The 24625-nt window shown below is 38.5% G+C and carries 19 protein-coding genes; 11 read left to right on the forward strand and 8 right to left on the reverse strand.

Going from position 1 to position 24625, the window contains the following annotated elements:
* Positions 1-82: 82 nt before the first annotated feature.
* The 6 genes from rpsA to yciH all read left to right on the forward strand — a co-directional run bounded on the left by rpsA (position 83) and on the right by yciH (position 4745).
* Positions 83-1732 (forward strand): 30S ribosomal protein S1, encoded by a 1650-nt coding sequence (gene rpsA, locus LIX50_RS01280; RefSeq protein ID WP_048954069.1) that lies wholly within the window; start codon positions 83-85, stop codon positions 1730-1732.
* A gap of 122 nt (positions 1733-1854) precedes the next feature.
* On the forward strand, positions 1855-2136 hold the full coding sequence (locus LIX50_RS01285) for an integration host factor subunit beta (RefSeq protein WP_048954068.1): 282 nt from the start codon (positions 1855-1857) through the stop codon (positions 2134-2136).
* Between the two features lie 81 nt (positions 2137-2217).
* Positions 2218-2511, forward strand: coding sequence for a LapA family protein (locus tag LIX50_RS01290; protein WP_048954067.1), 294 nt, complete (start codon positions 2218-2220; stop codon positions 2509-2511).
* Complete coding sequence (gene lapB / locus LIX50_RS01295) at positions 2511-3701, forward strand: lipopolysaccharide assembly protein LapB (RefSeq protein ID WP_048954066.1); 1191 nt, start codon at positions 2511-2513, stop codon at positions 3699-3701. The genes LIX50_RS01290 and lapB overlap by 1 nt, the downstream gene beginning before the upstream one ends.
* A 23-nt stretch (positions 3702-3724) precedes the next feature.
* Entirely contained in the window at positions 3725-4417 is a 693-nt protein-coding gene (pyrF, locus tag LIX50_RS01300; RefSeq protein ID WP_048954065.1) for an orotidine-5'-phosphate decarboxylase, read from the forward strand.
* Positions 4418-4424: 7 nt separating this feature from the next.
* Positions 4425-4745 carry a stress response translation initiation inhibitor YciH gene (gene yciH, locus LIX50_RS01305; RefSeq protein WP_048954308.1) on the forward strand — a complete coding sequence of 107 codons (321 nt, stop codon included), beginning with the start codon at positions 4425-4427 and terminating at the stop codon, positions 4743-4745.
* Positions 4746-4773: 28 nt separating this feature from the next.
* Here yciH and hda read toward each other — a convergent pair whose 3' ends face one another.
* The 6 genes from hda to dnaK form a co-directional block, all read right to left on the reverse strand.
* Positions 4774-5469: a DnaA regulatory inactivator Hda gene (gene hda, locus LIX50_RS01310; protein ID WP_048954064.1), complete on the reverse strand. Its 696-nt coding sequence runs from the start codon at positions 5467-5469 to the stop codon at positions 4774-4776.
* Between the two features lie 69 nt (positions 5470-5538).
* On the reverse strand, positions 5539-6780 hold the full coding sequence (locus LIX50_RS01315; protein WP_226385852.1) for a nucleobase:cation symporter-2 family protein: 1242 nt from the start codon (positions 6778-6780) through the stop codon (positions 5539-5541).
* Positions 6781-6885: 105 nt separating this feature from the next.
* On the reverse strand, positions 6886-7512 hold the full coding sequence (gene upp / locus LIX50_RS01320; RefSeq protein ID WP_005634809.1) for a uracil phosphoribosyltransferase: 627 nt from the start codon (positions 7510-7512) through the stop codon (positions 6886-6888).
* A gap of 179 nt (positions 7513-7691) precedes the next feature.
* The gene (gene dnaJ, locus LIX50_RS01325; protein WP_048954062.1) at positions 7692-8840 is read right to left on the reverse strand and encodes a molecular chaperone DnaJ; all 1149 of its coding nucleotides are present in this window, start codon (positions 8838-8840) and stop codon (positions 7692-7694) included.
* Between the two features lie 62 nt (positions 8841-8902).
* Positions 8903-9307, reverse strand: coding sequence for a GyrI-like domain-containing protein (locus tag LIX50_RS01330; protein ID WP_048954061.1), 405 nt, complete (start codon positions 9305-9307; stop codon positions 8903-8905).
* Between the two features lie 233 nt (positions 9308-9540).
* A complete protein-coding gene (gene dnaK / locus LIX50_RS01335) occupies positions 9541-11448 on the reverse strand; it encodes a molecular chaperone DnaK (RefSeq protein ID WP_048954060.1) in 1908 nt (635 codons plus the stop codon).
* A gap of 268 nt (positions 11449-11716) precedes the next feature.
* Here dnaK and LIX50_RS01340 point away from each other — a divergent pair, with 268 nt between their 5' ends.
* Positions 11717-13159 (forward strand): YdgA family protein, encoded by a 1443-nt coding sequence (locus LIX50_RS01340; RefSeq protein ID WP_048954059.1) that lies wholly within the window; start codon positions 11717-11719, stop codon positions 13157-13159.
* A 65-nt stretch (positions 13160-13224) separates the two neighbouring features.
* On the opposite strand, the gene mgsA is transcribed toward LIX50_RS01340, so the two are convergent.
* On the reverse strand, positions 13225-13683 hold the full coding sequence (gene mgsA / locus LIX50_RS01345; RefSeq protein WP_048954058.1) for a methylglyoxal synthase: 459 nt from the start codon (positions 13681-13683) through the stop codon (positions 13225-13227).
* A 303-nt stretch (positions 13684-13986) separates the two neighbouring features.
* Between mgsA and aceE the strand changes: the two genes are divergently transcribed.
* The 4 genes from aceE (at position 13987) to LIX50_RS01365 (ending at position 22322) form a co-directional block, all read left to right on the forward strand.
* Entirely contained in the window at positions 13987-16647 is a 2661-nt protein-coding gene (gene aceE / locus LIX50_RS01350) for a pyruvate dehydrogenase (acetyl-transferring), homodimeric type (protein ID WP_048954057.1), read from the forward strand.
* Between the two features lie 63 nt (positions 16648-16710).
* Positions 16711-18597 (forward strand): pyruvate dehydrogenase complex dihydrolipoyllysine-residue acetyltransferase, encoded by a 1887-nt coding sequence (gene aceF / locus LIX50_RS01355; protein WP_048954056.1) that lies wholly within the window; start codon positions 16711-16713, stop codon positions 18595-18597.
* A gap of 109 nt (positions 18598-18706) precedes the next feature.
* The gene (lpdA, locus tag LIX50_RS01360; protein ID WP_048954055.1) at positions 18707-20131 is read left to right on the forward strand and encodes a dihydrolipoyl dehydrogenase; all 1425 of its coding nucleotides are present in this window, start codon (positions 18707-18709) and stop codon (positions 20129-20131) included.
* Between the two features lie 265 nt (positions 20132-20396).
* Positions 20397-22322: an LTA synthase family protein gene (locus LIX50_RS01365; RefSeq protein ID WP_048954054.1), complete on the forward strand. Its 1926-nt coding sequence runs from the start codon at positions 20397-20399 to the stop codon at positions 22320-22322.
* A 30-nt stretch (positions 22323-22352) separates the two neighbouring features.
* Here LIX50_RS01365 and uvrB read toward each other — a convergent pair whose 3' ends face one another.
* Entirely contained in the window at positions 22353-24392 is a 2040-nt protein-coding gene (uvrB, locus tag LIX50_RS01370) for an excinuclease ABC subunit UvrB (protein WP_048954053.1), read from the reverse strand.
* Positions 24393-24625: the final 233 nt, after the last annotated feature.

Raw genomic sequence — 24625 nt, forward strand, 5'->3', positions numbered from 1 at the left:
AAGAATAAACATTTATCCTCAACCCCGCATTTTATGGATTTTAATGTGGATGTTATTAACTTAAATTAAGAAGATTATTTATATGTCAGAATCTTTTGCTCAACTTTTTGAAGAATCATTAAAAGGCCTTGAAACTCGTCAAGGTTCAATCGTTAGCGGTACTGTAGTAGCTATCCAAAAAGGCTTTGTGCTTGTTGATGCAGGTTTAAAATCTGAGTCTGCAATCCCAGTTGCTGAATTCTTAAATGCACAAGGCGAACTTGAAATCCAAGTTGGCGATACTGTAAATGTTGCATTAGATGCAGTTGAAGATGGTTTCGGCGAAACTAAACTTTCTCGTGAGAAAGCTGTTCGTCACGAATCTTGGATTGAATTAGAAAAAGCTTACGAAGAAAAAGCGACCGTTATCGGTTTAATCAACGGCAAAGTGAAAGGTGGCTTCACAGTTGAGTTAAACGGTGTTCGTGCATTCTTACCAGGTTCTTTAGTTGATACTCGTCCAGCGCGTGAAGCAGATCATTTACTTGGTAAAGAATTAGAATTCAAAGTAATCAAATTAGATCAAAAACGTAACAACGTTGTTGTTTCTCGTCGTGCAGTGATTGAATCTGAAAACAGCCAAGAACGTGAACAAGTATTAGAAAACCTTGTTGAAGGTTCAGAAGTTAAAGGTATCGTTAAAAACTTAACTGAGTACGGTGCATTCGTTGATCTTGGCGGTGTTGACGGTTTATTACATATCACAGATATGGCTTGGAAACGTGTTAAACATCCAAGCGAAATCGTGAATGTTGGCGATGAAGTTACTGTTAAAGTATTAAAATTTGATAAAGATCGTACTCGTGTATCTTTAGGCTTAAAACAATTAGGTCAAGATCCATGGGCCGCAATTGCTGAAAATCACCCAGTAAACAGCAAATTGACTGGTAAAGTGACCAACTTAACAGACTATGGTTGTTTCGTTGAGATCTTAGATGGCGTTGAAGGTTTAGTTCACGTTTCTGAAATGGATTGGACTAACAAAAATATCCATCCATCTAAAGTTGTTAGCTTAGGCGATACTGTAGAAGTAATGGTATTAGAAATTGATGAAGAACGTCGTCGTATTTCTTTAGGCTTAAAACAATGCAAAGCTAACCCATGGACTCAATTTGCTGAAACTCACAATAAAGGCGATAAAGTAACTGGTAAAATCAAGTCTATCACTGATTTCGGTATCTTCATCGGTCTTGAAGGTGGTATCGATGGTTTAGTTCACTTATCTGATATTTCTTGGAATGTATCAGGTGAAGAAGCAGTTCGTAACTACAAAAAAGGTGACGAAGTTTCTGCAGTAGTATTAGCAGTTGATGCAGTGAAAGAGCGCATCTCTTTAGGTATCAAACAACTTGAAGAAGATCCATTCAATAACTTCGTAGCAATTAACAAAAAAGGTGCTGTAGTATCAGCAACAGTAGTTGAAGCAGATGCAAAAGGTGCTAAAGTTGAATTAGCGGGCGGCGTTGAAGGTTATATTCGCGCAGCTGATTTAACAAATGAAGTTACTGCAGGTGACGTAGTTGAAGCTAAATACACTGGTGTAGATCGTAAATCTCGTATCGTTCACTTATCAGTGAAAGCAAAAGATCAAGCTGAAGAAGCTGCAGCAGTTGCAAATGTGAATAACAAACAAGAAGAAGTTGCTATTCCAAACGCAATGGCTGAAGCATTTAAAGCAGCTAAAGGTGAATAATTAATTTACATAATAAGGCTGGGCTCATGTCCAGCCTTATTTGTTAGGGCTTATTGCTAATGTATTGAAATAATGTATTAGCAATAGATCTTAATTTGAATAATATGAGGGGAGAAAAGACGATGACTAAATCAGAACTTATCGAAAAATTATCAGAAAAGCATCCAATGTTACCTCTGAAAATGATTGAAAATTTTGTAAAAGATATTCTTGAGTTTATGTCTCAGTCTCTCGAAAATGGTGATCGTATTGAAATTCGTGGGTTTGGTAGTTTTTCGTTACATTATCGTCAGCCTCGTTTAGGACGTAATCCCAAAACAGGTGATTCAGTAAAATTAGATGAGAAATCAGTGCCACATTTCAAGGCGGGTAAAGAATTAAAAGAACGAGTAAATTGTTTATAGTTCATTAGTACAAACGGCGCGTAAGTGTCGTTTTTTATTAGAAAGTTTGGCATAATAGTGGCGTAAGTTGAGAGGGGAATTATGATTAAGTATATTTTAGGTTTTGTGATTGTTATTGCTATTGTACTTGTTGCGATTACTGTTGGAGCCAATAACGATCAAATAATAATCTTTAACTATATTGTGGCAGAAAGTCAGCTTCAACTTTCTACACTTGTCGCAATTTTATTTGGTTTTGGGTTAATTCTTGGTTGGTTAATTAGTGGATTTTTCTATTTAAAATTAAAATTCAAGAATATAGTTTTAGCGCGCCAAGTTAAACGTCAAACATTACAACTTCATGAATTAACGACTACCCGCGATAAGGCTGTCTAATGCTAGAATTACTCTTTCTACTATTGCCTATCGCTGCAGCCTATGGTTGGTACATGGGGCAGCGTAGTGTAAAGAAAGATCAAGATGACATTAGTAATAAACTCTCCCGAGATTATGTTACGGGGGTAAACTTCTTACTTTCCAATCAAACTGATAAGGCTGTAGATCTATTTTTGAATATGCTACAAAAGCAAGAAGCCGAAAATGAAATCGAAAGCCACTCCCAATTTGAAGCTGAACTGACTCTTGGCAATCTATTCCGTTCTAGAGGCGAAGTTGATCGTGCTCTTCGCATTCATCAGGCTTTAGATCGTAGCCAAAATTATACTTTTGAACAAAAACTGCTCGCTAAGCAGCAGCTTGCTCGAGATTTTATGACGGTTGGTTTTTTTGACCGAGCTGAAAGTCTTTATATTTTACTAGTGGATGAACCTGAATTTGCAGAAAATGCTTTGCAGCAACTTTTAGTGATTTATCAGAAAACTAAAGAATGGAAAAAAGCGGTTAATATTGCTGAAAAACTCGCAAAAATCAAACCACAAGAGAATAATATTGAACTTGCGCAATGTTATTGTGAATATTCACAAAGTTTAGAGCCTGAAAGTGTGGTCGAAAAATGCAGTATTTTACAAAAGGCTTTGTTGGTTTCTCCTTCTTGTGTCCGTGCTTCTTTATTACTCGCAAATTTAGAAATGCTTGAAGGTCAATATCAACAAGCAGCAAAAATACTAGAAAATGTTTTGGAGCAAAATCCAGATTATACGGGTGAAATTTTGTCACCTTTAAAACATTGTTATGAAGAATTAAATCAGTTAGATAACTTTGAGTTATTCTTAATTCGTGCTGGCCAAATTACTAATAATGATGAGGTAGAGTTAGCCCTAGTTAAATTAATTGAAGAAAAAGATGGAAAACCTGCTGCTCAAGCTAAGCTTTATCAGCAACTCACGAAAAAGCCAAGTACTTTAATTTTCCATCGTTTTATGCAGTATCAAATTGATGAGGCAGAAGACGGACGTGGAAAAGAAAGTCTAATTTTATTACATAAAATGGTGGGGGAACGAATTAAGCAAACGTCAGCTTATCGTTGTACAAATTGTGGTTATCAAATTCACAAGTTGTTGTGGAATTGTCCATCTTGCCGTCAATGGGAAAGTATTAAACCAGTTTCAAGTCAAGAACATAATTAATTGATACTCTGTGAGGTAACATTATGACAAACAAAATTATTGTGGCATTGGATTATGAGAAAGAATCAGATGCTCTTGCTTTAGTTGATCAAATTGATCCGAGTTTGTGTCGATTAAAAGTGGGTAAAGAAATGTTTACTACACTTGGTATTAATTTTGTAAAACAATTACATCAACGTAATTTCGATGTTTTCTTAGATCTTAAATATCATGATATTCCAAATACGGTAGCAAGAGCGGTCCGATCTGCTGCTGATTTGGGGGTATGGATGGTCGATTTGCACGCCAGCGGTGGGCTACGAATGATGGAAGAAGCTAAGAGAATTCTTGAACCTTATGGGAAAGATGCGCCATTGCTTATTGCTGTGACGGTATTAACCAGTATGGAAGATTTGGATTTATTACAAATTGGGATTAATGCATCGCTAATGGAACAAGTTTTACGCTTAGCTCATTTAACCCAACGCGCAGGCTTGGATGGGGTAGTTTGTTCTCCGCAAGAGGTTAAAATTTTACGTAACGCTTGTGGAGAAGACTTTAAATTAGTGACCCCAGGTATTCGTCCAATTGGGGCTGATTTTGGTGATCAGAGACGAGTGATGATTCCTACTGCTGCGATTCGTGCTGGTTCAGATTATTTAGTAATAGGGCGTCCTATTACTAAAGCTGATAATCCAGTAGAGGTTCTTCGTTCTATTAACGCGTCTATTAGGTAAGAGAATGATGTCAGATTCTATTTTAGTGTATTCAACTGATGTGGGGCGAATTAAAGAGGAAAAGGTTTCCTTAGTGCGCCCAAAAGGAGACGGTGTTGTACGTATCCAAAAACAAACAAGTGGTAGAAAAGGTGCTGGAGTATCGGTTATAACTGGTTTAGATTTATCTGATGAGGAATTGAAAAAATTAGCGGCTGAATTAAAAAAACGTTGTGGATGTGGTGGCTCAGTTAAAAATGGAATGATTGAGATTCAAGGCGAAAAGCGTGATTTGCTCAAGCAATTGTTAGAGCAAAAAGGGTTTACCGTTAAATTATCAGGTGGATGATTAAAAAGGCGCATTAGCGCCTTTTTTGTTAAAGATTTAAAATTTCTTTAACGAAAGGAATCGTAAGATTTCTTTGTGCTTGCAACGAGGCTTTATCTAGTAGATCAAGTGCTTCAAATAATGTGTGCATATCTCGAGCTAATCGTGTAAGTAAAAAATTAGCCGTCTCATCGGGTAATTGAATTCCTCGTTGATAAGCGTTATGTTGTAGCACACTAATTTTTTGCTCGTCAGTTAAGGAATTTAATTGATAAATTTCCCCCCAAGTCAAGCGAGAGTTCAAATCAGGCAATTTTACAGAAAGTGCAGAAGGCGATTTATCTGAACTAATAAGCAAAAGCGTTTTTCCGCTCGCTTTAATTCGATTGAATAGATCAAAAAGAGCTAATTCCCATTCGTCATTGCCGATCACGGCTTGTATATCATCTAGACACACTAATTCTTGCTGTTCTAGATTTTCAAGAACCGCGGTAGAAAAATATTGAGATTTTCTGAGCGGTACATAAATAGCAGTACGTTGATTGATTAAATATTCGTTACTGAATGCTCTAAGCAGATGAGTTTTTCCAGAACCTTTATTTCCCCAAATATAGAAAAACTGTTGTTTTAACTCAGATGAATTTTTGCGTAAAGAATCGAGCAATAAAAGATTATTATCGCTGTAAAAGTTTTCTAATGTGGCATCATCAATTTGATGAATAGGTAAGGGAAGCTGCTTATTCAAATATTTATATATTACAGATTATAAGTAAGAAAAGGGCTAAATTGGGATTTAACCCTTTTAAAATAACTCTTATTCTACTTCATTTTTTGCTTTCGGTAAAACAAGGTTTAAGATGATAGCAACAACTGCGCATAAGCTGATACCTTTTAGTGATACATTGCCCACATCTACAAACATATTGCCGATACCAAATGTCATGACGACAGAAATAATACACAGATTACGTGCTTCGGTAACATCAACTTTTCCACGAATTAAAGTGCTCATGCCCACCACTGCAATTGAACCGAAAACAAGCATCATAATTCCTCCCATTACAATAGTTGGAATTGTTGATAGGAAGGCGCCTACTTTTCCACAGAATGAAATTGCAATAGCCCAAACGGCAGCCCATGTCATAATATTAGGATTGAAATTTCGGGTTAACATTACGGCACCAGTTACCTCAGAATAAGTTGTATTTGGTGGGCCACCCACTAAAGATGCAGCTGCAGTTGCTAAGCTATCGCCTAATAAAGTGCGGTGTAATCCTGGTTTTTTTAAAAAGTCTTTACCGGTAACTGAGCTGATCGCCATAATACCGCCAACGTGTTCTACCGCCGGTGCAATAGCAATTGGCAACATATAAAGAATAGCTTCTAGGTTAAATTCAGGCGCAGTTAATTTTGGTAAGCTAAACCAAGGCGCATCAATCACTGGTTGGAAATTAATTAAACCAAGGAATAAGCATAAAATATAGCCCGCAGTAATACCAAACATAATTGGGATGAGTTTCATCAATCCTTTGGCAAAGACTGCTACAGATAAAGTAGTGAGGAGTGTTACCATTGAAACTAATATAGCGTCGTTATAAGCATAAACACTGTTTTTGCCTAATGACATATCAACTGCCACAGGGGCAAGCCCCATCCCAATAATAATAATCACTGGGCCTACAACAATCGGTGGGAAAATGCGTTGTAATGCTTCAGTTCCACGTAATTTTACCAATATACTTAGTGCTAAATATACAAGACCCGCCGATGCTAATCCCCCCATAGTGGTTGCAATCCCCCATGTTTGAATACCATATTGAATCGGTGCGATAAAGGCAAAAGATGAGGCTAAGAAAATAGGAACTTGTTTGCTAGTGCAAAGTTGGAAGAGTAGGGTGCCAACGCCAGCAGTTAATAATGCTGTATTGGAATCAAGACCAGTAATTAATGGTACAAGAACGAGCGCACCAAATGCGACGAAGAGCATTTGTAGGCCAACAAAAGATTGTTTAAGTTTACTCTGGTTTTCTACCACGGAAGAATTTTGATGTGTCATTTAGTTTCAACTCTCTGTTTGAATTAACTGAAAGTGCGGTCAATATATTTTTAATATTTCATGCACCGAAAAAAGACGGCATGAATACCGTCTTTTGTTTTGGGATTATTTAGTCCCAAAAATTTTATCACCCGCGTCACCGAGACCCGGAATAATGTAACCATGTTCATTTAGGTGGCTATCAATAGAAGCACAGTAAAGTTCAATGTCGGGATGTGCCGCTTCAAGAGCCTTAATACCTTCTGGCGCAGCGACTAAAACTAATACTTTAATATGCTTACAACCTTTTGCTTTTAAAAGATCAAGGGTAGCAATCATAGAACCGCCCGTTGCAAGCATCGGATCAACAACAATGGCAAGGCGCTCTTCTAAATCGCTAGCTAATTTTTGGAAGTAAGGGACTGGTTCAAGGGTTTCTTCATTACGGTAGATCCCCACAACACTGATGCGTGCGCTTGGTACATGTTCAAGTACACCATCCATCATACCTAAACCTGCACGTAAAATTGGGACAACCGTTACTTTTTTACCTTTAATTCGGTCGATTTCTACTGGGCCATTCCAACCGTTGATCGTTACTTTTTCAGTTTCTAAATCTGACGTTGCTTCGTAGGTTAATAGGCTACCGATTTCTGTTGCCAGTTCACGGAATTTTTTTGTATCAATCTCAGCTTCACGCATCACACCTAATTTGTGTTTAACAAGTGGGTGTTTTACTTCAACCAGTTTCATGTTTACTCTCCTTTTGGCATTTAAAAAACAAATTGACGAATTCTAGATTAAAAAAAAGAAAAAAGGTAGCAATTTATGAAAATATTTTAAAGAATACCAAGAATGGAATAGGGACAGCGATAATAATTTGGATAGGCTATAAGCAAAAAGTCCGCAAAATGCGGACTTTTTCATTATCTTTATTTGTCAGATTTACCCAAGTTATCAAAGAATTTTTTCACACCGTCCAAAAATCCTGAAGATTTTGGAGCATGTTTACTTAAATCTTTACCTTGTAAACTTTCCTCAAGTTTTTGAAGTAATTCTTTTTGTTCGCTGGTTAAATTAACGGGTGTTTCTACCACAATACGGCAAATCAAATCGCCCGCATAGCCACTACGTGTCGATGCGACACCTTTGCCTCGCATGCGGAATAATTTTCCAGTTTGCGTTTCAGCTGGGATTTTAAGTTTCACTCGGCCATCTAAGGTCGGTACTTCAATTTCACCGCCAAGCGCTGCCGTAGCAAAGCTAATTGGTACTTCACAATATAAGTTGTTACCGTCACGTTCAAAAATATTATGTTCTCTCACGTGAATCACAACATATAAGTCTCCAGCTGGCGCGCCATTTTCACCCGCAGCACCTTTGCCTGCTAAGCGAAGTTGATTGCCCGTATCTACACCTGCAGGAATTTTTACTGAAAGATTTTCTTTCTTATGCACACGCCCTTCACCATGACAGCTGCGACAAGGTTTTTCAATTTTCTTACCACTACCATGACAAGTTGGACAAACACTTTCAGATACAAAGAAGCCTTGTTGACGACGAATTCGACCAGAACCGTGGCAATGCGGACAAGTTTCCACTTTAGAACCTTTTTCAGCCCCAGAACCACCACAGCTATCACAATGTGCAAGGGTGTTAATTTGAATATCTTTAGTTGTACCTTTTACGGCTTCTTCTAAAGTGATTTCTAAGTCATAGCGTAAGTCTTCGCCACGAACAACGCGCTGACGACCACGGCCACCGCCACCAAAAATATCGCCAAAGATATCACCAAACATATCACCAAAATCAGCACCACCAAAGCCGCCACCGAAACCACCTGCGCCACCACCTTGTTCAAAGGCTGCATGACCATATTGATCATAAGCTGCGCGTTTTTGATCGTCGCCTAATACTTCATAAGCTTCATTAATTTCTTTAAATTTTTCTTCCGCTTCTTTACTGCCTTGGTTTTTATCCGGATGATGTTTAGACGCTAAACGTTTATACGCACGTTTAATATCATTCTCACTCGCCCCTTTTTTCAATCCAAGGACTTCGTAGTAATCTTTTTTTGCCATAGTGTTTCCGTATTTTTATTTGCAAATATTTTGTCATTTCTGACCGCTTACATTTGCTATTTTTAGCAATGTGGGCAAATTGAAATGTAAATATCCACTTTTCCATTTGGATAATATTTCTCAAAATCCACTTTATAAGCGCGTTTTAATAAGCCTTGCTTTTCTTTATTCCAAATGCGTTGCCACGTTTGAACTACTGATTCATAAGTCGTGGGGAAGATTTCATACCAAGTCAGATCTTCAATTTCAATGGTTGAAAAACTGCCTTTAGGTTTACTTTCTTGAGCAACAGCAACATCATAATAGCCCGTAAAATCCGATTCGTAATTCAGATAAACACCATAATAAGGGGCATTTTGAGGCAATTTTACAAAATTATTCTGCCAAAGCTGTCCAATCTTTTCAGCAGGATTTTCCTTTGTGTTATGCGTACGAATTGTAGCAAGTGGATAAAGTGTAAGTGGCATAACTATTCCTTAAATTTACAAAACTCTGGGTAAATTTGACCGCTTATAACATATTCCCCTCTTTAGCAAAGAGGGGCGGGGGAAGATTTGGCAGAAGTAAATTTAGCTCATAAGAAAATTTGATATCGCTATCAAATCTCCCCTACCCCCTCTTTTCTAAAGAGGGGGATCATTTATATACGCCAAAAGGGCGTGTTTCCACGCCCCCTGTTTATGCTAAGAAGAGCGGTGAATTATTTATTATCTTTCACTTCTTCAAATTCCGCATCTACCACACCATCATCTTTTGCTGATGATTGTTGTGGTTGCTCGCAACCAGCTTGTTGAGCTTTTGCTTGAGCTGCTTGCATTAATGGTTCAGAGGCTTTAATTACCGCTTCAATTTTCGCTTCAATTTCTGCTTTATCTTCACCTTTTGCTACTGTTTCAAGCTCAGCGACTGCAGCTTCAATTTTCTCTTTATCTGCAGCACTCAATGCGTCGCCAGCTTCTGCAATTTGTTTACGTGTTGCGTGAGCAATGCCATCTGCTTGATTACGCGCTTGAACAACTTCTTCAAATTTACGGTCTGCATCAGCATTTGCTTCTGCATCACGTACCATTTGTTGAATTTCTTCATCAGATAAACCGGATGATGCTTGAATACGAATTTGTTGCTCTTTACCCGTATTTTTATCTTTTGCAGATACGTTGATTACGCCGTTTGCATCGATATCAAATGTTACTTCAATTTGTGGCATACCACGTGGTGCAGGATTAATACCTTCTAGATTGAATTGACCTAGAGATTTATTGTCTGATGCACGTTTACGTTCACCTTGAAGAACGTGAATGGTTACCGCACTTTGGTTATCTTCCGCTGTTGAGAATACTTGCGATTTTTTGGTTGGAATCGTTGTGTTTTTCTCAATTAAAGTGGTCATCACACCACCCATGGTTTCGATACCAAGTGATAACGGAGTAACGTCTAATAAAAGGACGTCTTTCACATCACCTTTTAATACACCACCTTGAACTGCCGCACCGATTGCCACCGCTTCATCAGGGTTAACATCTTTACGAGCTTCTTTACCAAAGAACTCTGCAACTTTTTGTTGAACAAGTGGCATACGAGTTTGGCCACCCACAAGGATAATATCGTGAATTTCACTCACGCTTTTACCTGCATCTTTTAATACAGCTTTCAAAGACTCAATTGAGCTTGCCACTAAATCTTCTACTAATGCTTCTAATTTTGCACGAGTTATATTTAATGCTAAGTGTTTAGGGCCTGTCGCATCTGCAGTGATATAAGGTAAGTTTACTTCAGTAGATTGCGCTGATGAAAGTTCAATTTTTGCTTTCTCTGCTGCTTCTTTTACGCGTTGTAATGCCATTGGGTCATTACGTAAATCGATGTTTTGTTCTTTTTTGAACTCATCAATAATGTAATCAATTACACGGTTATCGAAGTCTTCACCACCTAAGTGAGTGTTACCACCAGTTGCTAACACTTCGAAAGTTTGTTCACCATCAAAGTTATCAATTTCGATGATTGAAATATCGAATGTACCACCACCTAAGTCGTAAACCGCGATCACTTGGTTTTCTTTGCTTGAACCTAAACCAAACGCCAACGCAGCAGCTGTTGGTTCGTTGATGATACGTTTTACATCTAAGCCTGCAATTTTACCTGCATCGATAGTTGCTTGACGTTGTGCATCGTTAAAATATGCAGGAACCGTAATTACTGCTTCTGTTACAGATTCACCCAAGAAATCTTCTGCGGTTTTTTTCATTTTTTTCAATACTTCAGCAGAGATTTGTGGTGGTGCTAACTTATCACCTTTTACATTTACCCAAGCATCACCGTTGTCAGCACGAGTAATTTCGAAAGGCATAATTTTAATATCACGTTGAACTTCTTCGCTTTCAAAACGACGACCAATTAAACGTTTAATAGCAAATAATGTATTTTTTGGGTTAGTGATTGCTTGACGTTTTGCTGGCTGACCGACTAAGGTTTCATTATCTGTATAAGCAATAATTGAAGGGGTAGTACGTGCGCCTTCTGCATTTTCAATTACGCGCGCTTTGTCGCCGTCCATTACAGCTACACAAGAGTTTGTTGTACCTAAGTCAATACCAATAATTTTTCCCATTTTGTACTCCTAGTAAAAATTTTAAAATTCGGGGGGGGAGGGCTTTTAGACCCATTTATTACGAATTGTAAGATGTGGATATTCTTTCGCATTTCAAGAGAAAATTTTAAAAATTTTTTATTTCTTAAAGTGCGGTGATTTCCGTTCTTGTTTTCAAGATAAGTCTCAAATGGTGAACTTCAAGGGGAAAACAAAAATTTTCAGGCAAGAAAAAGGGATTTGTGATAAATTTGGCGAAAATTTTTACTTTAAAATAGGAAAGAAATAAATGAAAAAATCAAAAATTGCTGCAGGCATAGTCGTTGCTCTTGCTGCCGTTTGGTGTACAGGTGCATGGTTTACAGGGAAAAAAGCTGAGGACGAATATTTACATCAGCTAAAACAGTTAAATCAACTATTTGCCAAAACAGATGTATTAGAAGAAAGTAAAATTTTTTATAAAAATATAAAATTTGATAGAGGATTATTTGCGTCTCATATTCAAGATCAAATAGAAATTCACAAGGCAAATGAAACGATCATTATTCCTTTATCATCAACGCTTTATCACGGGCCTTTGCCGCTTGATCGTGTGGCGAAACTGAATTTCGTTCCAACCATTTTTTCAAGCCAAACCTTGTTAGGAAAAAATGCAACAACTCAGGTACTCTTTGATATCACAAAATCAGAGAAACCGTTACAACTAAATGTCGCAATGAATTATTCATTAAGCGGTAATGCGGAATTAAAACTTGCATCGGGACAATATCACAATGAGCAATCCAAGGCTGATTTTGATTGGTCAAATGTCGTATTAAATGTTGATTTAGACAAAAATGAACCAAGCAATTATACGCTATCTGTAGATGCATTTAATTCAAATGACCCTAATCGTGCAGTTTCAACGGCTTCATCAATTAAAATAAAAGATCTTGTCGTACAAGGCTCACTACAAAGCACAAAATGGCCATTTATTTATAGTGGAAATATCAATAGTAAAATAGGCTATTTTGAGCAAAATACCGAATCTGCAGAGACTGGGGAAAAATTCTCTCTTATTCAGAAAAACAGCCAAGCAAATTTAACTACACAAGTTCAGGGTGATACAGTAAATATCATCAATAAAACAAATCTGGATGAATTACATATTAACGGTAACAACTTAGGTAAAGTGACCAATAATGTAGAATTCAACCATATTGATGGCAACGCATTACAAGAACTTTTAAATATTTTAGTTGCAATAGGCAAAGCCGACTCAGATACGCCGTTATCTAAAGCATTGGTGCAAAAATTACAACAAGCAGGCATGACCATTGCAAATAATCAGCCTCAAATTAAATTTGCCCCTCTTTCTATTTCTGACGAAAAAGGTAAAGTGGCATTGGATGTAAATATTGCTTTAGTGCCAAACCCTAAATTTGATTTAATGCGCAGCGGCTTATACAAACAATTCAAAGATTTTTCGATCAATTTTGATGTGAATAAAGAAACTGCAATTTCATTATTATCTAAATTTACACCAGAAAACCAAAAGCAAGATTTAGTTCACCGATTTGATGAATTAGTTGTTGATGGTGAAGTGAATGGCATTATCGTAAACACGGACAAAACCGTCACATTAACGCTTGCTTTAGAAAATAACGAATTGAAACTAAACGGCAAACCAATTCCAGAAGAACAGTTGAAAATGGTACTCTTTATGCTTGCAATGGGGGGATTGGGGAGATAACAAAAACAGGGCGATAAGTTGTCGCCCTGTTTAACTATGAAGTGCGGTAAATATTCCTTATTTTTTTAAGCTAAACGCTCTTTTAAATACCCTTCATAATCAGGCACTTCAATTTCCACATCTTGTTCAAATAAAACTGAAGTTAACATAAAATCTGCGGAGCTTTGATTAATGGCAACTGGGATATTCCACACTGTTGCAATACGCATGAGGGCTTTCACATCAGGATCATGTGGTGCGGCATTCATTGGATCCCAAAAGAAGATCATCATGTCGATTTTCTTTTCTGCGATTAAGCCACCAAGTTGTTGGTCGCCGCCCATCGGGCCACTTAATAAAGATTGAATGCTTAAACCTGTTTCTCGTTCTAAAATATGGCCTGTTGTACCTGTTGCATAAAGTATATGAGGCTTAAGTGCTTCTTTGTGTTTTTGCGTCCAATTTAGTAAATTTTTTTTGCAGCTATCATGAGCCACAAGCGCAATACGTTTGTGTTGAGTGAGCGTTCGAGTCGTTATATGCATGATTGATTCCTTTTTGAAAAAAGTTTGAAAACTTTAAAGCAAAGCCCTATAGAATGCAATGTTTTACTTATGATTTTAATAGGCTTTACGAAAGTCGAGAAAAAATTACCGCACTTTCAAAAGATTACCGATTAACACAGTACTCAACAGGGATATTTGATGAAAATTTACTATCTTTATCTCAAAAAATCTTCTAAAATTTACAAGATTTGTTAAATGTTTGTAAAAAGGCAAGCATTTCTGATATTCGTGTTTAGTGCTTACTAAACTAATGTTCACTTAATTAACAGATAAGGAAAACCTATGTCTGAGATTTTAAAAAATGACGTTGATCCAATCGAAACTCAAGATTGGTTACAATCATTAGATTCTTTGATTCGTGAAGAAGGCGTAGAACGTGCACAATATATTATTGAGCAAGTTATCGGCCAAGCACGCACCAATGGTGTTTCATTACCTACAGGTGTAACGACCGATTATGTCAATACTATCCCTGCTTCTGAACAACCTGCTTACCCAGGTGATCATGCTATTGAGCGTCGTATTCGTTCTGCTGTGCGTTGGAATGCTATTGCTATGGTATTGCGTAGTCAGAAGAAAGATCTTGACTTAGGTGGTCATATCTCAACTTTCCAATCTGCTGCAACCATGTATGAAGTTTGCTATAACCACTTCTTCAAAGCTGCAACCGAGAAAAACGGTGGCGACTTAATTTTCTTCCAAGGCCATGCTGCTCCAGGTATGTATGCGCGTGCATTCTTAGAAGGTCGTTTAACTGAAGAACAAATGGATAACTTCCGTCAAGAAGCCTTTACCGATGGTTTATCTTCATATCCACACCCTAAATTAATGCCTGAATTCTGGCAATTCTCTACGGTTTCTATGGGTTTAGGCCCAGTGAACGCAATTTATCAAGCGCGTTTCTTAAAATATCTTGATAACCGTGGCTTAAAAGATACCAAAGATCAAAAAGTCTATGCATTCTTAGGCGATGGTGAAATGGATGAAATTGAGTCTAAAGGTGCATTAACTTTTGCGGCTCGTGAAAAATTAGATAACTTAATCTTCACTATCAGCTGTAACTTACAACGTTTAGACGGCCCAGTTAATGGTAACGGTAAAATCGTTCAAGAATTAGAAGGATTATTTACTGGTGCTGGCTGGGAAGTAATCAAAGTTTTATGGGGAAGCGATTGGGATAAATTATTTGCGAAAGATACTTCAGGTAAATTAACTCAGTTAATGATGGAAGTGGTTGATGGTGACTATTTAACCTTTAAATCTAAAGACGGTGCTTATGTTCGTGAACACTTCTTTGGTCGTTATCCAGAAACCGCTGCATTAGTTGCAGATATGACGGATGATGAAATTTGGGCATTACGCCGTGGTGCACACGATAGCGAAAAATTATATGCAGCCTATGCAAAAGCACAAAATGCAACGAAACCAGTTGTGATTTTAGCGCATCAAGTTAAAGGTTATAAAATTCCTGAAGCGGAAAGTAAAAACACCGCTCACCAATCTAAAAAAATGTCTTACGAAAGCCTTAAAGGTTTCCGTGACTACTTCGATTTACCATTGACTGATGAGCAAGTAGAAAAATTAGAATACATTAAATTTGCTGAAGGCACGCCTGAATACGAATATTTACATGGCCACCGTAAAGCATTAAACGGCTATGTTCCAGCTCGTCGTGCTAAATTTGATGTTGAATATAAAGTTCCTGCATTAGAAGAGTTTAAAGCATTATTAGAAGAACAACCTCGTGGTATTTCAACCACTATGGCGTTTACTCGTGCCTTAAACATCTTATTAAAAGATAAAAACATTGGTAAAACCATCGTTCCAATGATTGCTGATGAAGCACGTACGTTTGGTATGGAAGGTTTATTCCGTCAAATCGGTATTTATAACCCACATGGCCAAAACTATGTTCCTTCAGATCGTGACTTAGTTGCTTACTACCGCGAAGCAAAAGATGGTCAAGTGCTACAAGAAGGTATCAATGAATTAGGTGCAACCGCATCTTGGTTAGCTGCAGCGAACTCCTACTCTGTCAATAACCAACCAATGATTCCATTCTTCATCTATTACTCAATGTTTGGTTTCCAACGTGTGGGCGATATGATGTGGGCGGCTGGTGACCAATTAGCTCGTGGTTTCATGGTGGGTGGTACTTCAGGTCGTACGACATTAAACGGCGAAGGCTTACAACACGAAGATGGCCATAGTCATATTCAAGCAGGTATCATTCCTAACTGTGTCACTTACGATCCATCATTCGCATTCGAAGTTGCAGTAATTATGCAAGACGGTATTAACCGTATGTACGGCGAAAAACAAGAAGATGTATTCTATTACATGACAACATTAAATGAAGTCATGGATCAACCGGCTATGCCTGCTGGTGCGGAAGAAGGTATCCGAAAAGGTTTATACAAATTTGAAACAGTGGAAGGTAAAAAAGGCAAAGGCCACGTTCAATTGTTAGGTTCTGGTGCTATCATGCGTCATGTTCGTGAAGCGGCACAAATTCTTGCAAAAGATTATGGTGTAACATCTGATGTATTCTCTGCACCGTCATTCAATGAATTAGCCCGTGAAGGTCATGATGCTGCACGTTGGAACTTATTACACCCAACAGCGGAACAACGCGTACCATACGTTGCTCAAGTATTAGCTGATTTACCAACCGTTGCTTCAACTGACTATGTTAAAGCATACGCAGATCAAATCCGTGCATTCGTACCAAGTCGTCATTATCATGTGTTAGGTACAGATGGTTTCGGTCGTTCAGACAGCCGTGCAAACTTACGTGAACACTTCGAAGTTGATGCACGTTATGTTGTGGTTGCTGCACTTTCTCAATTAGCGAAAGAAGGTACAGTATCTAACCAAGTTGTTGCAGATGCGATTGCGAAATTCGGTTTGAATGTAGATCGTATCAATCCGCTTTACGCGTAATTGATGAAAACTGCGGTCAAAAAACATCGTGTTTTATGACCGCACTTTAAAAGGAACAAAAAAATGTCAAAACAAATTCAAATTCCTGATATTGGTAGTGATGAAGTTACAGTAACAGAAGTCATGGTAAACGTAGGCGATACCATTTCTGTTGATCAATCTATCATTAACGTTGAAGGTGATAAAGCTTCAATGGAAGTGCCTGCACCAGAAGCGGGTGTTGTAAAAGAGGTTTTAGTCAAAGTGGGCGATAAAGTCACAACGGGCACCCCAATGCTCGTTTTAGAAGCTGCAGGCGCTGCGCCAGCGGTTGAAGCACCAGTTGCCCCAGTAGCTGCGACTGCGCCAACTACGTCGGCAGTTGTTGAAGTAAACGTACCAGATATTGGTTCTGATGAAGTAAACGTTACTGAAATTATGGTTAAAGTAGGTGATAGCGTTGAAGTTGATCAATCAATCATCAATGTTGAAGGCGATAAAGCTTCAATGGAAGTTCCAGCACCAATCGCAGGTGTGGTAAAAGAAATTTTAATTAATGTTGGTGATAAAGTTTCAACTGGCAAACTCATCATGAAATTTGAAACTGCATCATCTGCTCCAGTTGCTGCGGCTGCACCAGCTCAAACAGCTGCGCCTGCTGCCACAACATCTGCAATTAAAGATGTGAATGTGCCAGATATTGGTGGTGATGAAGTCAATGTGACTGAAATTATGGTTGCCGTTGGTGATACTGTTTCAGAAGATCAATCATTAATTACCGTTGAAGGCGATAAAGCCTCAATGGAAGTTCCTGCTCCATTCGGCGGTGTAGTAAAAGAAATTCTCGTGAAATCAGGTGATAAAGTATCGACTGGTTCACTAATTATGCGCTTTGAAGTAGCAGGTGCAGCGCCAGCTGCGTCAACATCTGCTCCAGCACCACAAGTTGCATCGCCTGCGCCAGCGACACAACCAGCTCAATCTGGCAATGTATCTGGCTTAAGCCAAGAACAAGTGGTGGCAAGCGCTGGCTATGTGCATGCTACTCCAGTTATTCGTCGTTTAGCACGTGAATTTGGCGTAAACTTAGATAAAGTAAAAGGTACAGGCCGTAAAGGGCGTATCGTTAAAGAAGATATCGAAGCTTATGTGAAGACAGCAGTTAAAGCGTATGAAAGCGGTGCAACAGCACAAGCTGCTGGAAATGGTGTAGCAAATGGCGCTGGCTTAGGTTTATTACCATGGCCAAAAGTTGATTTCAGTAAATTTGGCGAAATTGAAGAAGTCGAATTAAGCCGTATCAATAAAATTTCAGGCGCTAACTTACATCGTAACTGGGTAATGATTCCACACGTTACTCACTTCGATAAAGCAGATATCACGGATTTAGAAGCATTCCGTAAAGAACAAAATGCGTTAGCAGAAAAACAAAAACTTGGCGTAAAAATCACGCCAGTTGTGTTCATTATGAAAGCGGTGGCAAAAGCATTAGAAGCGTATCCACGTTTCAACAGCTCAATTACCGAAGATGCACAACGCTTAATCCTGAAAAAATATATTAACATTGGTGTCGCAGTAGATACACCAAACGGCTTAGTCGTGCCTGTATTCAAGAATGTGAACAAAAAAGGCATTATCGAACTTTCACGTGAATTAATGGAAGTATCGAAAAAAGCACGTGAAGGCAAATTGACTGCATCTGATATGCAAGGTGGCTGTTTCACTATTTCAAGTCTTGGTGGTATTGGTACCACTCACTTTGCACCAATCGTAAACGCACCAGAAGTGGCCATCCTTGGTGTGTCTAAATCATCAATGGAACCAGTATGGAATGGTAAAGAATTTGCGCCACGCTTAATTCTTCCAATGTCATTATCATTCGACCACCGTGTCATTGATGGTGCAGATGGTGCACGATTCATCAGCTATATCGGTGCTGTATTAGCAGATTTACGCCGTTTGATTATGTAATAACGCCCCTTTCTTCTAATTAGAAGAAAGGGCGTTTTAGCAAATCTATTATGATCGCAAAGATCGCACAAAGTGCGGTCAATATTTTGAACGTTTTTACGAGGTAAAAATGAGTAAAGAAATTAAAACCCAAGTCGTCGTACTTGGTGCTGGCCCAGCAGGTTATTCTGCGGCGTTCCGTTGTGCGGATTTAGGTTTAGAAACTGTATTAGTTGAACGTTATTCAACTCTTGGTGGGGTATGTTTAAATGTAGGTTGTATCCCATCAAAAGCATTGTTGCACGTAGCAAAAGTGATTGAAGAAGCAAAACACGCAAGTAAAAATGGTGTTTACTTTGGTGAGCCAAGAATTGATTTAGATGAAGTTCGTGCAGGTAAAGAAGCGGTTGTGGCTAAATTAACCGGCGGTTTAGCGGGTATGGCAAAAGCGCGCAAAGTCACTGTGGTTGAAGGCTTAGCAGCATTTACTGATCCTCATACTCTAGTGGCGCGTGATCGTGATGGTCACCCAACAACAATTAAATTTGATAACGCGATCATTGCAGCCGGTTCTCGCCCAATTCAATTACCTTTCATTCCACATGAAGATCCGCGTATTTGGGATTCAACAGATGCACTTAAATTAAAAGAAGTACCGAAAAAACTTCTTATTATGGGTGGTGGTATTATCGGTTTAGAAATGGGGACGGTTTACCACGCATTAGGTTCAGAAATTGAAGTGGTAGAAATGTTCGACCAAGTTATCCCAGCAGCGGATAAAGATGTTGTTGCAATTTACACCAAACAAATCGAGAAAAAATTCAAGTTAATGCTTGAAACCAAAGTGACTGCTGTTGAAGCAAAAGATGATGGTATCTACGTTTCAATGGAAGGCAAAGCATGCAATGACACCAAACGTTATGATGCAGTGCTTGTTGCGATTGGCCGTACACCGAATGGCAAATTGATTGATGCAGGTAAAGCAGGCGTTGAAGTGGATGATCGTGGTTTCATTCATGTTGATAAACAAATGCGCACCAATGTGCCACATATCTTTGCCATCGGCGATATTGTTGGTCAACCAATGTTAGCGCACAAAGGTGTTCACGAAGGCCACGTTGCTGCAGAAGTCATTGCGGGACAAAAACACTACTTCGATCCTAAAGTAATTCCATCCATTGCTTATACCGAACCAGAAGTGGCTTGGGTAGGTAAAACAGAAAAAGAATGTAAACAAGAAGGTTTAAACTACGAAGTCGCTAAATTCCCTTGGGCAGCATCAGGCCGTGCGATTGCTTCTGAATGTTCAGAAGGTATGACGAAGTTAATCTTTGATAAAGATACTCATCGTGTACTTGGCGGTGCAATCGTGGGTTCTAACGGTGGGGAATTATTAGGTGAAATCGGTCTTGCTATCGAGATGGGTTGCGATGCAGAAGACATTGCATTAACTATCCACGCTCACCCAACTTTACACGAGTCTGTTGGTTTAGCTGCGGAAGTATTTGAAGGCTCAATCACTGACCTTCCAAATGCAAAAGCGAAGAAAAAATAATTTTCTAAGTACAAGAAAAAGCGAGTGTTAAACTCGCTTTTTTTATATTAGTAAAACAAATGTTATTTTCTAACATGGGAGTTAAAATTTTAATGGTGAAATTGATTGATAATCTATGAATACATTTGAGATTAAGTAAAACTATGCGAAAATTGACCGCACTTTAAGACTTTTGTCGTGTCGAAAAGGAACCGACCGATAGACAGTTGCCTATCTTTCTTTAATTTAATACGGCTTGGATGCCGTTGCATTAGTGGTTTTTACAATGAAAAAAGCGCATTCCCCTTTATTCCCCATCTTCACATTCGTGTTGATTAATCTCATCATCCTTTCCTTATCCCGTTTGGGACTCGCTATATGGCAATCAGAGCGTGTATCCGCCGTAGATGGCTGGTTGCAATTATTTTTGCAAGGAGTACGAATGGATGTTGTAGCTCTCTGTTATTTATTTGGTGTGCCAGCATTGCTCACAACATTGTTCCATAGCAGCAAAGTTTGGGTAAAAATTTTACGCATTTGGTTAACGCTTGGTAGTGTGTTTATTATCTTTATGGAAATTGCCACACCTGCCTTTATTGAAACCTACGATTACCGCCCAAATCGTTTATTTATCGAATATCTGATTTATCCGAAAGAAGTTTTTTCAATGCTTGCGGAAGGGCATTTAAGTGCGGTGATTTTTAGCCTTGTTTTCACGATTTTAGCTGCCGTGATTTATTGGAAAATTTCTGGTTGGGCAGTCAAAAATTTACGTTCAGTGAATTGGAAACTTCGACCTGTGATTGCCTTGCTTGTTATTGTAGTGAGCTTCCTTGGGGCGCGTTCAAGTTTTCAACACCGCGGTATTAATCCCGCCATGGTGGCATTTTCTTCTGATGCGTTAGTGAATTCCTTGGTGCTTAATTCGGGCTATTCCGTGATTTATGCCGCACAGCAATTTAAAGATGAAGAAAAATCTTCAGAAATGTACGGAAAAATGGATGCAGATGAAATGTTTCGTATTGTTAAAGCTAGCCGTGGCCGTCCTGAAAGCGATTATATTTCAGATAAATACCCAACTTTAACGAAAAATGTTGCGACTTATCAGGGTAAACCAAAAAATATCGTGATTTTGTTACAAGAAAGTCTTGGCGCTCAGTTTATTGGAACGCTCGGTGGCAAACCACTTTCCCCAAATGTGGATCAGCTCGCAAAAGAAGGGTGGTTATTTGAAAATCTTTATGCAACAGGCACACGTTCAGTACGCGGTATTGAAGCAACAACGGCAGGTTTTACGCCAACGCCAGCTCGTGCAGTCGTGAAACTTAATAATGCCCAAAGTGGTTTCTTTACTATTGCGGATTTATTACATAAACAAGGTTATAACACTTCCTTTATTTATGGCGGTGAAAAGCACTTCGATAATATGGCGAGCTTTTTTTATGGCAATGGCTTTAAAGATATTTGGGATCAACAAGATTATCAAAATCCAACATTTACTGGCACTTGGGGCGTGAGTGATGAGGATTTATTTGATAAAGCCAATGAAACTTTCACGAAATTACAAAATGAAGGTAAACCGTTTTTTAGTTTAGTGTTTAGCTCGAGCAATCACGATCCATTTGAATATCCAGATGGCAAAATTGAGCTTTATGAGCAACCAAAAGCTACTCGTAATAACGCGGCAAAATATGCGGATTATGCGTTAGGTCATTTCTTTAAAATGGCAAAACAGTCTAATTATTGGAAAGATACGGTTTTCTTAATTGTTGCGGATCATGATTCTCGTGTAGGCGGAGCAAGTCTTGTGCCGATTAAGCATTTCCATATTCCAGCCTTGATTCTTGGCGATGGAGTTGTGCCACGCCGTGACAGCCGTCTTGTGAGCCAAATTGATATGCCAACTACATTGCTTTCTTTAGCAGGCGTAAGTGGCAATTATCCAATGATTGGTTTTGATTTAACGCAAGATGTAAACCCAGATCGTGCCTTTATGCAATATGATCAAACTCAAGCAATGATGAAAGGCAATAATGATGTGGTAATTCAAATGCCAAATAAAGCAGCGCAAGGTTATCATTATGATAAAGCTTCAGAAACTTTAACGCCAAAAGATGTGCCTGATGCGATGAAAAAAGAGGCATTGGCTCACGCTTTATTAGGCAGTTATTTATATAAAAATCGCTTGTATTCTTCAGGTGAAAACAAATAAACGGAACGCCAGCTTAAGCTGGCGTTTCTTTTAGTTATCAAAAACAAGCTGTTCACGTAATTGATGTAATTGATCGCGAATTGCCGCGGCTTTTTCAAATTCCAAATCTTGCGCAAATTTATACATTTGTTGCTCCAGTTTTTTGATTTGTTGTTGATATTCTTTGGCATTTTTCGGTGCATTATAAAGTGCGGTTGGTTCTGCCGCCATTTTTCCACGTTGCTTATTGGCTTTCGCTTTTTGGTTTGCACCTTGCCCAATATCTAATAATTCACCGACTTTCTTATTTAATGCTTGTGGCACAATGCCATGTTCTTCATTGTATTTGGTTTGTTTTTCACGACGACGATTAGTTTCGGTGATGGCTTTTTCCATCGATTTTGTGATGCTATCCGCATATAAAATCGCTTTACCATTTAAGTTTCGCGCAGCACGACCGATGGTTTGGATTAAAGAACGTTCGGAACGTAAAAATCCTTCTTTGTCCGCATCTAAAATCGCCACAAGAGACACTTCTGGAATATCTAAACCTTCACGCAATAAGTTAATTCCCACCAATACATCAAATTCGCCTAAACGCAAATCACGGATAATTTCGACGCGTTCCAGGGTATCAATATCAGAATGTAGATAACGCACTCGAATCCCGTGTTCATCTAAATAATCCGTTAAATCTTCTGCCATTTTTTTAGTGAGTGTTGTCACTAAAACACGCTCATTTTTATCCGCTCTTTGGCGAGCTTCGGAAAGTAAATCATCCACTTGAATAGAGACTGGACGAATTTCAATAAGAGGATCAAGCAAACCAGTCGGGCGAACCACTTGATCGATGATTTCACTACCTGATTTTTCTAATTCATAAGGCCCTGGTGTTGCGGAAACATAAATGGTTTGTGGGGCTAAGCGTTCAAATTCCTCAAAGCGTAACGGACGATTATCCAATGCGGATGGCAAACGGAATCCATATTCGACTAAGGTTTCTTTACGTGAACGGTCGCCACGATACATTCCACCAATTTGAGGCACAGTCACATGAGATTCATCAATAATTAAAATGGCATCAGAGGGCATATAATCGAATAATGTTGGTGGTGGCTCGCCCTCATTTCTGCCCGACAAATAGCGAGAGTAGTTTTCAATGCCAGAGCAATAGCCCAATTCATTCATCATTTCAATATCAAATTGGGTACGCTGGCTGATACGCTGTTCTTCTAAAAGTTTATGTTCTTTAATGAAGTATTCACGGCGTGATACGAGTTCTTTTTTGATGTTTTCTATCGCATCTAAAATACGTTCTCTTGGTGTCACATAGTGAGTTTTAGGATAGATCGTAAAACGTGGTACCGCACCAAAACTACTACCAGTGAGTGGATCAAATAAACTTAAACGTTCAATTTCATCATCAAATAATTCAATACGCACCGCACGATCATCAGATTCCGCTGGGAAAATATCAATAATTTCCCCGCGAACACGGAAAGTTCCACGCTGAAATGCTTGATCATTGCGGGTATATTGCAATTCCGCTAATTTCGCTAAAATTTGGCGTTGATCGATAATGGCACCTTGTTGTAAATGCAACATCATTTGTAAATAGCTATCAGGATCACCCAAACCATAAATTGCAGAAACGGAAGCCACCACGATGGTATCTCGACGTTCTAGAAAAGATTTCGTCGCTGAAAGACGCATTTGTTCGATTTGATCATTAATAGACGCATCTTTTTCAATGAAGGTATCACTGCTCGGCACATAGGCTTCTGGCTGATAATAATCATAGTAAGACACAAAGTATTCCACCGCATTTTCTGGAAAAAAGGCTTTCATTTCTGCATAAAGCTGGGCAGCAAGGGTTTTATTTGGCGCAAGTAACATTGCAGGGCGATTTAATTGAGCAATTACATTGGCGATAGTAAAGGTTTTTCCCGAGCCTGTTACCCCGAGTAAAGTTTGGTGAGCTAATCCATCCGTTAAATTTTCAGCCAATTTTTCGATAGCTTGTGGCTGATCGCCTGAGGGACGAAAGTCAGAATGCAGAATGAATGGTTTTGTGTTGGTTTTCTCAGACATAAAGTGCGGTCGGTTTTTTCATAGTTTTGAATAATGTCTATTTTAGCATATTTAATGTGTAAAATTGATCAGGCAAAAATGTAAGTTTTACACAGACTTAGCGATGTCAAGAGGAAGATGTCACAAATTCATAAAAAAAACTTTAATTTTTCACTAGACAAAACTTAACTTATTGATTTTAAATTAAAATTTAATTTTAGGCTAATCTGTAATCAAGATCGAATAATCCTTGT

It is taken from the genome of Haemophilus sp. Marseille-P9675, assembly GCF_916862695.1.
GTDB classification, from domain to species: Bacteria; Pseudomonadota; Gammaproteobacteria; order Enterobacterales; family Pasteurellaceae; genus Haemophilus; species Haemophilus haemolyticus_K.